The following is an 11895-nucleotide window of genomic DNA, read 5'->3' as shown; positions in this document are numbered from 1 at the left end:
CTCTAGCTACTTCAAGCAGTGTCAGGTTTAAATAAAAAGGTTGCCATTCTGCAGTCCAACTACATTCCTTGGAGAGGGTATTTTGACCTAATTGCTAGCGTTGACGAATTTATTGTATATGATGATATGCAGTACACTAAAAATGATTGGCGTAACCGCAATCGGATCCGTACAGCACAAGGCACACAGTGGTTGAGCATACCAGTGCGTCGCGCGAGCTTGCAACAACGTATTTGCGACACGCAAGTGATGGACATGCGTTGGGCATCCCGGCATTGGCGCACACTCAGTCAAGTATATGCCCGAGCTCCATACTTTCAATTTGGTTGCGAATTGCTGGCAGGTCTTTATACCGAAGCTGCTTCGTTGAATTATTTGAGTGCGATTAATCTGCTCTTCATGAAAACGATCTGCAAATCGCTAGATATTCACACGCATATTACCTCTTCCTCTGATTATGCTTATGATGCTCATGCAGACCGCACTACTCGTTTAATTCAGCTGCTGAAAGCTACTGATGGTGTTCACTATCTTTCCGGGCCAGCAGCACGACAGTACTTGGATCAACAGCAAATGAGTGTAGCGGGGATAGATGTAAGTTGGATGAAGTATAACGACTACCAAGCATATCCACAGATACATGGCGAGCCATTTGAGTCAGCTGTATCCATCGTCGACCTTCTATTTAATATGGGGCCAGCAGCCTCGCAATACTTGCGAGCTGGCAGCGGTTCCGTAGCAGCAGGGTTATGATTTCAGCACCCGAAACTTGGTTGGTAAATTATTCAGTAGTAGTGCCGGTTTTTCAGGGACAGGATACTTTACCATCTTTAGTAGAGCAACTTCAAACATTCTTTGCTGAGATTAACTGCTCTTATGAATTAATATTCGTGCACGATGGGGGCCATGCACGGGCCTGGGACGTGGTGATACAGCTGCGCCAGAAGTTAGGCCCCGCCTTTGTGCAAGCCATTCGTTTGTCGCGCAACTTTGGGCAGCACAATGCCTTGCTCTGCGGATTCGGCTATGCCAAAGGGCAGTTTATTGTCACGCTCGACGAAGATTTGCAGCATTCCCCGGCCGATATCAAGCTGCTTATCCAACGCCAGGCACAAGGTAACTTCGACGTCGTATATGGTTGCTACTCTGCTCGGCAGCATGCGGGTTGGCGCAATCTAACTTCAATACTACTGCGCCAAATGCTGCGCCTGGGCATCCCGGAGCTACATGCCGACTATTCCGCGTTTCGCTTGCTGAAAACGGAAATAGCTCGCCATTGCCTAACCATGCATAACTCGTACACATTCTTGGATGGTTACCTCACTTGGGTTACAAACAGTGTTGCCAGTGTAGCCGTCACGCATCAGCCCCGTAGCGTGGGGCGTAGCAGCTATACTGTAGGTCGGCTAGTGCGGCATTCTGTAAACATTTTCATTACTTTCTCTGATGTGCCGGTACGGCTGCTTACTTATACGTCGCTGCTACTATTCAGCTGTACTAGCGGATACTCATTTTATATCTTGCTTCGCAAGCTGATTTACAAAGACCTTTTACCCGGTTTTGCCTCGCTTATCATTGCCATAGGGTTTGGGACCGGATTGCTATTTCTGGGTATGGGAATTTTAGGAGAATATATCCACCGCATCAACCAGAAAATCACCAAGCGCCCTGACTTTGTGGTGCGGGAAACGTATACCGAGTAATGCTACGATGAAGAGCGAGTTAGCGCAACAGGAAATTAGACGAGTTGGCTTTCTGGTATCCGGCAATGGGGGAACCCTTAGGTTCATACATCGAGTGTCGCACTGCTTGAAGCTTCCCTTTGTAATAACGACAGTGCTAGCAGACAGGACCTGTGGAGCCCTGGAATATGCTCGTGCAGTTGGCTTGCCCCATCAATTATTGGACTATACGCGCAAGGATGTAAGTGCACTGCAACAAGCTCTGCAGGAGGCATCTCCCGACGTGATAATTACGAATATCCATAAGATTATCGATGAAGAAACTCTGCGCTTGCTGCCCGGCCGGTTCATCAATTTGCATTACTCCCTACTGCCAGCTTTCAAGGGGCTTATCGGAATGCAAACCATCGTTAAAGCCCGGGAACTTAACGTTACAGTAGTAGGGGCTACCTGCCACGAGGTAGACGAACAAGTGGATAACGGGCGTTGCTTGGCCCAATTCGCTACTAGCGTAGATTGGAGCCACGATACGTTGCCAGAGGTATATGAGCTTGTGTTTCGGGGGGCTTGTTTGGTGCTGTTACAAGGCTTGTTGCAACATCAGCAAATTACTGTAGAACACAAGCAAGGAGTACTGAGTCTGATGGACCGCCAATCAATTTTTGCACCTAGCGTAAGCTTTCCAGTTGAAGCACTAGACGAGGCGTTTTGGCAGCGTCTGAAGAAAGAGTAAGCTTTTTCTGTAGAGACAGTTGAGCATACAAGTCGGACGATTAGCTGTCGGGAAGGAATGTAGGAACTACTACCTACCAGACAGCAAGCTTGTTCCGGTTCGGGGGAATCCTGTTAGTTTTGTAGCCCTGCCTGCCAGTAGCCGGCTTTGGTTTATGCTGATACCATTTAACAAGCCTTATTTCGTCGGCACCGAAACCCGCTACATAGAAGAAGCCGTACGCTCAGGTAAACTATCAGGCGACGGTATATTCACGCGGCGCTGTGAGGAGTGGCTGCAAGCTCATTTTAACGCGCCTAGGGTGCTACTTACCACCTCCGGCACCGACGCCTTGGAATTGGCAGCTCTGTTACTTGAGCTAGAGCCTGGTGACGAAGTGCTGCTGCCAAGCTTCACCTTTTCCTCTACGGCCACTGCCTTTGCGCTGCGAGGAGCGCGGCTGGTCTTCGTAGACAGTTCCCCAAGCAGTCCAGCGCTTGATGCCACCCAGCTAAATAGCCTCGTTACGTCTCGAACCCGTGCCATTGTGCCGGTGCATTACGGCGGCGTGGCCTGTGATATGGCGGCTATCCATGCTGTTGCCGAAGCCCATGATTTGGTGGTAGTAGAGGATGCCGCGCAAGCACTTGGAGGCAGCTTCAAAGGGCAGCCACTCGGTACGCAGGGAGCATTAGGGGCTTTCTCATTTCACGAAACTAAAAACGTGACGGCCGGGGGTGAGGGGGGAATGTTGGTTGTGAATAGCCTGCAACTAATAGCAAGGGCCGAAATCCTGCGCGAGAAAGGTACTAACCGGGCTGCTTTTTTTCGGGGGGAAGTAGCTAAGTACAGTTGGGTAGATATAGGCTCGTCATTTTTGCCCGCTGAGATAAACGCTGCTTTCCTCTGGGCGCAATTAGAGAAGCTAGATTTTATTCAGCAGTGTCGGCAAGAAATATGGGCGCGCTATTTCAAAGAGTTACAGCCTCTGCAAGCTCTTGGAGTAGGTTTGCCAAATATCCCTGACTATTCAATTCAGAATGGTCATCTGTTTTATTTGGTCTGCCGCTCCCTCACTGAGCGAACCAGCCTAATCGATTTCTTGAGGAAGCAGGATGTCACGGCCATATTTCACTATCAGCCCCTGCATAGTAGCCCTTACTATGCCGCCCGACATGACGGACGGGAACTGCCTTGGGCAACTCATTATGCTGATTGCCTAGTTCGACTACCTTTGTACACGGAGTTAGAAGCAAGTCAGCAGCAACGAATCATTCGTGCCGTCTTAGCCTTTTATCAAGTAGCATAGTTTCTTTTAGTTGCTCATTTGCCGCGTATGCGCATTCTTTTCGTCGTTCCTTATCCGGCTGGCAAGGCACCTTCGCAGCGGTTTCGGTTCGAACAATATTTGGATATTCTCACGCAGGCTGGCCACTCTTACCGTTTGGCGCCTTTTCTTTCTGACGCAACCTGGGCTATACTCTACAAGCCAGGTCGGGCTGGCGCCAAGGCGTTAGGAATCAGTGGTGGTTTTCTGCGGCGCATGCTTTTGCTTTTTTCTGTACCCGCTTACGATTATATTTTTATTCATCGGGAAGCCTCACCCATAGGCCCGCCAATATTCGAGTGGATAATAGCAAAGGTGTTAGGCAAGAGAATAATTTATGATTTTGATGATGCAATCTGGATACCGAATACGTCGGAGGCTAATAAGATAGTAGCCGGCATAAAGTGGCATCAGAAAGCGGAGAGTATCTGTCGCTGGGCTTATAAAATTAGCTGCGGCAACGCCTATCTGCAGGATTACGCGCGCCAATTCAACGCCGCGGCAACAGTGAATCCTACTACCATTGACACGGAGCATCTTCACAATCGTATCCGCAACCAACGGGCCGCGGGCCGCTTGGTGATAGGCTGGACAGGAACCCACTCCACACTAAAATACCTGGAACAGGTGGTGCCCATAGTAGCGGAGCTGGAAACACGATACGATTTTGAATTTCGCGTGATTTCCAATCAGCCACCAGTAGTACCACTAAAGTCATTGCGGTTTCAACCGTGGCGCAAGGAAACTGAAATAGAGGACTTAGCAGGATTGCATGTAGGCCTTATGCCACTCGAAGATGATCCTTGGGCAAAAGGCAAATGTGCATTCAAAGCCTTGCAATACATGGCGCTTGGCATCCCGGCGCTGGTATCGCCAGTTGGCATGAACACAGAAGTGGTGCAGCCCGGAGTGAACGGCTACATCTGCAATACTCCGGAAGACTGGAAGCAAGCACTGGAGGCCCTAATGCTGGACCCAACCCTACGCTCACGGCTGGGTGAGGCGGCACGCACCACAGTAGTGGAGCGTTATTCTGTTTGCTCCAACCAGAAGAATTTCTTGCAACTGTTTTCGTAAGAGTATCTGCTGTTCGCGCTGCCTCTAGGCTGCTACTGTAGTTCGGGCGCGAGTAGGCCGCGCTTTAGCGGTTGCTTCCGCGTAGAGGATATACAAGGCTGACAAATAAAAGGGCATCAATGGAATCTTGTAGCGCACCAGAGTGCCAAAATTGCCACTATTCACCCCAACGCCTACTGCAAATATTATAGTAAACATCAAGCAGAAAGGCAAAATTGGCCGAGCCGAAATTAAACGTAAGCTACGAGCCAAGCCAGCACGAAATAGGATGCTGATGGTAAACCAGGTAAACCATAAAGACTCAAGAGCTGACAACAGCATGATTGGGTTTCGAGCTTCCCAAATAAAAGGACGATAAAGCGTTACAAAAATAGCCTGAGGAGCTACGCTTATAATACTGCCTAAACTCCCATCTAACTTACCAATGTCGTAAGCAGATCCATTATCCTTTGTACGACTATATAATGCCTGCTGAGTGATTCTACTTCGCTCACCTATTTTTTCTACATCAAAACGCTCATCTCCTTTGGTTAGATTAACGGAGCCAAAATAGCCCACAGCTAGCCCCATAACAATTAAGAAAGGTTTTGACAAAGTGCGCAATAAGGAATTGTTGATACGCTGACTATTCTCATTGAATACCCATAGAGAGGCTGGTGCTAAGAAAGACATAAGAATATATACTTTGATCATAATCAGTAAATAGGCACCTAAGCCACCAAGTAAGGCGGAACGCAAAATGTTGCGTTTTAAAATAAGGCCATGATAGAAGCCATAAAAAATCCATCCTAAGGCGCCTAGACACAGCGAATCCTTCATAAGCCCCGAACCCCAGAAAAATACGGAAGGCAAAAAGAAAGTGGCAATAGCTAGTTGTTTGTAAGCTGCCGGATATAGTCGTAAGAAGGTAATATACATTGCCCAAATACCTGTGAAGCTGATGAGGGCAAAGAATAGCGCTATAACTGTGTAGCAGTTAAAACAAAACAGGCCTAAAAAGGCCGCAATTCTTACTACAAAAAACTCGGTATTATCTCCCCCGGTGCTGCCAAACCAAAACATGCGGATTGTATAGGCCGCAATATCCGGAGAATTTTTTGTGGCGGTAAGGAGCTTTAAACCCGTGAAAAACGATTCGGAGAAAGCATCATGAATGATAGTAGCATGATAATAATAATTAAATGTGTCCCCACTGTTGTAATAAAACTGATAAATAATCCCTAACGCTATGGCTCCAATAAATTTTAATGTCAGAGCTGGTATAAAATATTTCTTGGTATAAATATTAGTAATTTTGGGGCGTACTACGTACGCCAGCGCATAAAATAGCGCTAAATAAAAAGGGGTAATAAAGAGGTCTTGGAGTGACATAGCCGGGGCAAACAGGCCTACTTTTTATTTTTCTTTAAATAGGCCTTTGCCTCTTTGGAGGCCGCCGACTTGTTATCCGCAATGTCACGCACGATGGAATAGTAACGGCGAGCGGTTGCTACGTCTTTCTCCCTGTCAGCTAGGCGGGCAAGGTTGTAGTTGGAGTGCAGATAGAAGCCTCCTTTTATTTCATCGGTGAGCTCAGAGAAGACAATGCAACGCTGGTAGTAGTCTTTGGCCTTGTCATAGTCCCTATAGCGGTTTTGCATTAGCCATCCTAGGAAATAGGTAGCATAGCGCCCACTGGTTGCTTCGTAGCTGGGCATTCCTTGGTTAAGCTTGTTTAGGATTTCTAAACTGAGACGCTCACACTCTCGAAAGTCGCCAAGGTTGAAGCAGGACAAGGCATAGAAGCGTTGAAAGTAGCCGTTGTCGGGGTAGGTTTTGGCGAGGTTGCGGGCAATAGGTGCAGCGGCTTCCCAATTGTTTTCCTCGTTGTTCAGGATACGCATGAGAAACACCTTAGCCTCCGGACCTACATAAAAACCATTGTCGGCTACGTTGCGCAGTTGCTGTAATCCAAGCTGCTTGTTGCCCTTCGGGAACAGAAGCAGTACTGGCTTGAGCAGCGGGTAGTTGGTGGGAATCCAGACAGCGTAGTAGTTGAAGAGCGCTTGCCCAAACAAGAATTCCGGGCTTAGCCCATTCGCTTCTTTACTTAGATCCAGGTATTTCAGGGCCCGCTTGGCGCTGATAGTTGCTTTAGGCCAGTTCGAGCGCTCGGCATTTAAGCGGCCATCGAACCCGTAGGCGGCAGCAAGGAAAAAGCAGGCTTCGTAATTTTTTTCGTCAGCATCGAACTGGGCCTCCGCCTTCCGGATGGTGGTGTCCATGTAAGCAAAGAAAAGCTTGTCGTACTGCTTGGTTTTGATGTTGGTTGGTACGATTTTCCACCACTGACTTAAGCCCATCAGGAAATAGGGCATTGGGTGGTTGGGGTAGCGTCGCCGCAACGAGCGAAATTGCTTTTCGGCCCGGTCGTATTTGCAGTTGTATAGGTTCTGGACAGCCCCTTCTAATTCCGTCTGAATATCCTTGTCGAGTAAGAGCCACCCCTTGGTATTGGCGGTAGGCATCACGTCCACATTATCGGTTTGGATGTTGCGGATAGGCGAAGACGACCGGGCGGTATCGGGCTGCTGGGCGAAAGCCAGGAAGGGCAGCAACAATAAGAAGAGGATAAATCGGAGGCGGAGAATCATAGACACGGTCACTTGCAGGTACTGATTCGGCAAAAGCCTAGGCAGCGCCTCCCATTGGGAGAACTAAAAGTATGGCTTTTGTCCTAGTTTTAAATAAATAACTGCTCGTCATGAAGCTTTTACACACCTTATGTCGCATTGCGGCCCCCTCCGGAAACGAAGCCCCGCTTACTCATTATCTGTTGGAGTACATCGAACAGCACAAAGGCAGCTGGCAAGTGCAGCCTACTGTATTGGCTGGCAGCGAATGGCAGGATTGCATTATGCTGGTCTTCGGTGCTCCTCGTACGGCAGTCTTTGCCCATCTGGATAGTATTGGCTTTACGGTTCGCTACGGCCAGCAGCTGGTACGGATTGGTGGGCCAGTGCTGGAAGCAGGTTGTCGCCTTGTTGGACGCGATTCGCAAGGCGAGATTGACTGTACACTGACCATAGACGAAGAAACCGGCGAAATAGGCTATGAGTTCACCCGGCAGATTGAGCGGGGTACTGAATTAACGTATTACTGCGACTTTCGGGAAACCGATACTACTGTTCAGTCATGCTACTTAGACAACCGGCTTGGGGTCTGGAACGCGCTGCGCTTATGCGAAACATTAGAAAACGGTATTATCGCCTTCAGTTGCTGGGAGGAGCACGGCGGCGGCTCAGTAGCCTATCTGGCTAAATATATTCAGGAAACCTACGGCGTGCGCCAAGCTTTGGTATCTGACATTACTTGGGTAACGGAAGGTGTAGAGTCAGGTCAGGGTGTGGTTGTTTCCTTGCGCGACTCATTGATTCCACGCCGTGCTTATGTGGAGCGTATTCGCCGCATTGCAGAAGTGAGTGGCATTCCGTACCAACTGGAGGTGGAAGGCAGCGGTGGTTCTGATGCCAAAGAGCTGCAGCACGGCGCGCAGCCGTGGGATTGGTGCTTTGTGGGCGCGCCAGAAGACAACGTGCATTCCCCCAACGAAATAGTGGATAAGCGCGACATCGAAAGTATGGTGGCATTGTATCAGGTGCTGATGCGGGAGCTGTAAGTAGTGGGTTCATTGCCCGATAGTTGGGGTTTATCTTGCTTGGTGCCAAGCAAGGTAAATTGTCTTTTGAATTACTTCAGTATTGCCTTTTTGTTGCTTGTTATCAGTTAACTAGCAGCATAGTCAGCGAGTGTATCCTGTGAGTTAGTTGCTGCTAGCTGATCAGTTTGTTTTGATGATACCTTACTTTTCGTCGTGTGCGATGATGGAAGTACCGTTCCGTTAATACTGTGGAGTGTAAGGCGCCGGTAAAGACTGGGAACTGAGGTGGTTGGAGTTGTAGGTAAAAGCTCTATTTTACCCGTGCAATTCTTTCTGTTTTCCTTCCAACCTCAACTCCCACTCTTTTACTGCCGCTTTATGATGAATTTTCTTTACGTAGTGCCCGCATTAGGGGTACTGGCTTTGGTGTACACATGGCTACGCTCGGGCTGGGTAAGTCGGCAAGATGCCGGCGACGAGCGAATGCGCACCATTGCGGGCTATATAGCAGAAGGAGCTATTGCCTTTCTGAAAGCTGAATACAAAGTGATGGCCGTGTTCGGCCTTATTGCCGGAGTTTTTCTTTTCTATCTAGGTAGCACGGGCGAAAAATCCAGTCCAGTCATTGTTATTGCCTTTCTTATCGGGGCTTTGCTGTCGGCAGCGGCGGGGTTTATTGGGATGAAGATTGCCACGAAAGCTAACGTACGTACCGCGCAGGCTGCCCGCACTAGCCTTTCTCAGGCGCTGAATGTGTCCTTCTCCGGGGGCTCGGTCATGGGCATGGGCGTTGCAGGACTGGCCGTATTAGGGCTTGGCAGTTTGTTTATTGTCTTCTACCAGATGTTTGTGGTAAGCAAGGGCGGTGGGGCCAACGGCGTCGAAATGGAAACGGCGCTTGAAGTGCTGACGGGCTTTTCGCTCGGCGCCGAAAGCATTGCCTTGTTTGCCCGCGTAGGGGGAGGCATCTACACCAAAGCCGCCGACGTGGGCGCCGACTTGGTTGGTAAAGTAGAAGCCGGCATTCCGGAAGACGACCCGCGCAACCCCGCCACCATTGCCGACAACGTAGGCGACAACGTGGGCGACGTGGCCGGCATGGGCGCCGACTTGTTTGGGTCCTACGTGGCTACCATTCTGGCCACCATGGTGCTTGGTCGCGAAGTGGTAGCCCGTGGCGACCAGTTCCAGGGTCTTTCTCCCATTCTGCTTCCCATGGTAATTGCCGGGATGGGCATTGTGGCCTCCCTGATTGGTATTTTGTTGGTGCGCGTGAAAGAGGACGGCAACGTGCAGGCCGCTCTCAATTTCGGCAATTACGTGTCGGTGGTAGTGTCGGCAGTGGCTTCTTACTTCATCATTCGCTGGATGCTACCGGCGGGCGATTTGGTTATCAGCCGGCCCGGCTCCGTGCCGTTCACTTCGCTCGATGTTTTTTACGCCGTAGTCGTAGGGCTGGTAGTAGGTACGCTGATGAGCATTATCACTGAGTACTACACGGCTATGGGCAAGCGGCCGGTGCTGAGCATTGTGCGGCAAAGCAGCACCGGACACGCTACTACCGTTATTGGGGGCATATCGGTCGGCATGGAATCCACGGTGCTGCCCATTATTGTGTTGGCCGCTGGCATTGTACTTAGCTTCGAGTGCGCTGGCCTGTATGGCGTTGCTATTGCGGCGGCTGGCATGATGGCCACCACGGCCATGCAGCTAGCCATTGACGCCTTTGGGCCTATTGCCGACAATGCTGGGGGTATCGCCGAAATGAGCGAGCTGCCCAAAGAAGTGCGCGAGCGGACCGACATTCTCGACGCTGTAGGCAACACCACGGCCGCCACCGGCAAAGGCTTTGCTATTGCCTCCGCGGCCCTAACCTCGTTGGCTTTGTTTGCCGCCTTCATGGGCACGGCTAACATCACGTCCATCGACATCAGCAATGCCCGGGTGTTGGCGGGCTTGTTTGTGGGAGCTATGATTCCGTTTATCTTCTCGGGCCTGGCTATTGCGGCTGTAGGCCGGGCCGCTATGGCGATGGTGCAGGAAGTGCGCCGGCAATTCCGTGAGATTCCTGGTATCATGGAAGGCACTGGCCGGCCCGAATACGAAAAGTGCGTGGCCATTTCCACGCAGGCTGCCATTCGGGAAATGATGCTGCCCGGCGCCATTGCCCTAATTGTGCCCATCATTATCGGCTTCTCGTTTGGTCCCGAAGTATTGGGTGGTACCCTAGCCGGGGTAACCGTGAGCGGCGTGCTGATGGCCATCTTCCAAAGCAACGCTGGTGGTGCTTGGGACAACGCGAAAAAGTCGTTTGAAAAAGGCGTAATGATTGACGGCGTGATGCAATACAAAGGCTCTGATGCGCATAAAGCGTCGGTTACCGGCGACACAGTGGGCGACCCGTTCAAGGATACGTCAGGACCCTCGATGAATATTTTGATCAAGCTGATGAGTATTGTCTCGCTCGTTATTGCTCCGCACATTGCGGCCCCGGAGAAGGGCGTGGCACCAGCGCAAGGCAGCTTCAAAAGGGAGGTGCAAGCCCGCCCTTACGTGCGCTACACCAACCTCACCGACAAGGCCACCGAAGCAATAACCGTGTTGCTGCGCCAGCAGCTATAGCCTATGGCTTCTGAATGCTCGGTGCTGGTTTCTGATTGTCGTGTCAACTGCGGCTTTCTGAATATCGGCTAGAAACCAACGACGAGCAAATTGAAACTGAAGAGGAAGAGCCGTCTGCCCGTACCAGGGAGGCGGCTTTTTCTATTACCTTTGGCAGCCCGCTCTGCTGCGGCCCAACTCCATACGGATGAACCCGGATTATATTTCACTGCATAACAAGCAGTTCGAGCCTTATTTATCGGCTAGCCAGCTTGGGGCAGCTATTGAAGAGCTAGCCACCCGGCTCAACCAAGATTACGCTTACAAAACGCCGTTGTTTGTAGCTGTGCTTAATGGCTCGTTTATGTTTGCCGCCGATTTGCTGAAGGCGCTGCATATTCCTTGCGAAATCTCATTTATTCGGGTAACGTCGTACCAAGGCACCAGCAGCACCGGAAAGGTGCAGGAAGTATTGGGCCTGACCGAGGAAATAGGCGGGCGCCACGTTGTTATTCTGGAAGACATTGTGGATACGGGTCATACCATGCGGATGCTGCTCGATACCCTTGGCGCCCAACAGCCCGCTTCACTGGAAGTGGCCAGCTTGTTTATCAAGCCGGAATGCTTGCAGCACGAACTAGCCATCCGCTACGTAGGAATCAGCATTCCCAATGATTTCATCGTGGGCTATGGCCTTGACTTCGACGGGTTAGGGCGTAACTATCCCGACGTATACAAGGCTGTATAGGCCGAGAGCTGAATGCCGCCGTCAGAATTCACTGATAAGCAGTTAGGCTTTGCCTTTACTTGCTTATCTTTCTCAACCCCATCTAAAATTTTCCTGTAATAACCCACA

At 50.3% G+C, this 11895-nt stretch carries 10 protein-coding genes; 8 read left to right on the top strand and 2 right to left on the bottom strand.

All coding sequences use genetic code 11. From position 1 onward, the window contains the following. Positions 1 to 18: 18 nt before the first annotated feature. From VF639_RS24570 to VF639_RS24550, 5 genes are all read left to right on the top strand, one after another. On the top strand, positions 19 to 753 hold the full coding sequence (locus VF639_RS24570) for a WbqC family protein (RefSeq protein WP_331148608.1): 735 nt from the start codon (positions 19 to 21) through the stop codon (positions 751 to 753). Next, on the top strand, positions 750 to 1703 hold the full coding sequence (locus VF639_RS24565) for a glycosyltransferase family 2 protein (RefSeq protein ID WP_331148607.1): 954 nt from the start codon (positions 750 to 752) through the stop codon (positions 1701 to 1703). The genes VF639_RS24570 and VF639_RS24565 overlap by 4 nt, the downstream gene beginning before the upstream one ends. Before the next feature lie 7 nt (positions 1704 to 1710). After that, positions 1711 to 2415 (top strand): formyltransferase family protein, encoded by a 705-nt coding sequence (locus tag VF639_RS24560; protein ID WP_331148606.1) that lies wholly within the window; start codon positions 1711 to 1713, stop codon positions 2413 to 2415. 154 nt (positions 2416 to 2569) lie between these two features. Continuing rightward, positions 2570 to 3703: a dTDP-4-amino-4,6-dideoxygalactose transaminase gene (gene rffA, locus VF639_RS24555; RefSeq protein ID WP_331148605.1), complete on the top strand. Its 1134-nt coding sequence runs from the start codon at positions 2570 to 2572 to the stop codon at positions 3701 to 3703. A 27-nt stretch (positions 3704 to 3730) separates the two neighbouring features. Further along, positions 3731 to 4798 carry a glycosyltransferase family 4 protein gene (locus VF639_RS24550; protein WP_331148604.1) on the top strand — a complete coding sequence of 356 codons (1068 nt, stop codon included), beginning with the start codon at positions 3731 to 3733 and terminating at the stop codon, positions 4796 to 4798. A gap of 24 nt (positions 4799 to 4822) precedes the next feature. Here VF639_RS24550 and VF639_RS24545 read toward each other — a convergent pair whose 3' ends face one another. Together VF639_RS24545 and VF639_RS24540 are read right to left on the bottom strand one after the other, a co-directional pair. After that, on the bottom strand, positions 4823 to 6169 hold the full coding sequence (locus tag VF639_RS24545; protein WP_331148603.1) for a hypothetical protein: 1347 nt from the start codon (positions 6167 to 6169) through the stop codon (positions 4823 to 4825). A gap of 17 nt (positions 6170 to 6186) precedes the next feature. Next, positions 6187 to 7431 (bottom strand): tetratricopeptide repeat protein, encoded by a 1245-nt coding sequence (locus tag VF639_RS24540; protein WP_331148602.1) that lies wholly within the window; start codon positions 7429 to 7431, stop codon positions 6187 to 6189. A gap of 110 nt (positions 7432 to 7541) precedes the next feature. Here VF639_RS24540 and VF639_RS24535 point away from each other — a divergent pair, with 110 nt between their 5' ends. From VF639_RS24535 to hpt, 3 genes are all read left to right on the top strand, one after another. After that, positions 7542 to 8456, top strand: coding sequence for a M20/M25/M40 family metallo-hydrolase (locus VF639_RS24535; protein WP_331148601.1), 915 nt, complete (start codon positions 7542 to 7544; stop codon positions 8454 to 8456). A gap of 360 nt (positions 8457 to 8816) precedes the next feature. Further along, entirely contained in the window at positions 8817 to 11060 is a 2244-nt protein-coding gene (locus VF639_RS24530; RefSeq protein WP_331148600.1) for a sodium-translocating pyrophosphatase, read from the top strand. 187 nt (positions 11061 to 11247) lie between these two features. Beyond that, positions 11248 to 11787 carry a hypoxanthine phosphoribosyltransferase gene (gene hpt, locus VF639_RS24525; RefSeq protein WP_331148599.1) on the top strand — a complete coding sequence of 180 codons (540 nt, stop codon included), beginning with the start codon at positions 11248 to 11250 and terminating at the stop codon, positions 11785 to 11787. Positions 11788 to 11895 lie beyond the last annotated feature (108 nt).

Source organism: Hymenobacter sp., assembly GCF_036387835.1.
Taxonomy (GTDB): Bacteria; Bacteroidota; Bacteroidia; order Cytophagales; family Hymenobacteraceae; genus Hymenobacter.
The sequence above is the reverse complement of the archived record's forward strand: the minus strand, read 5'-3'. Positions and strand labels throughout refer to the sequence as shown.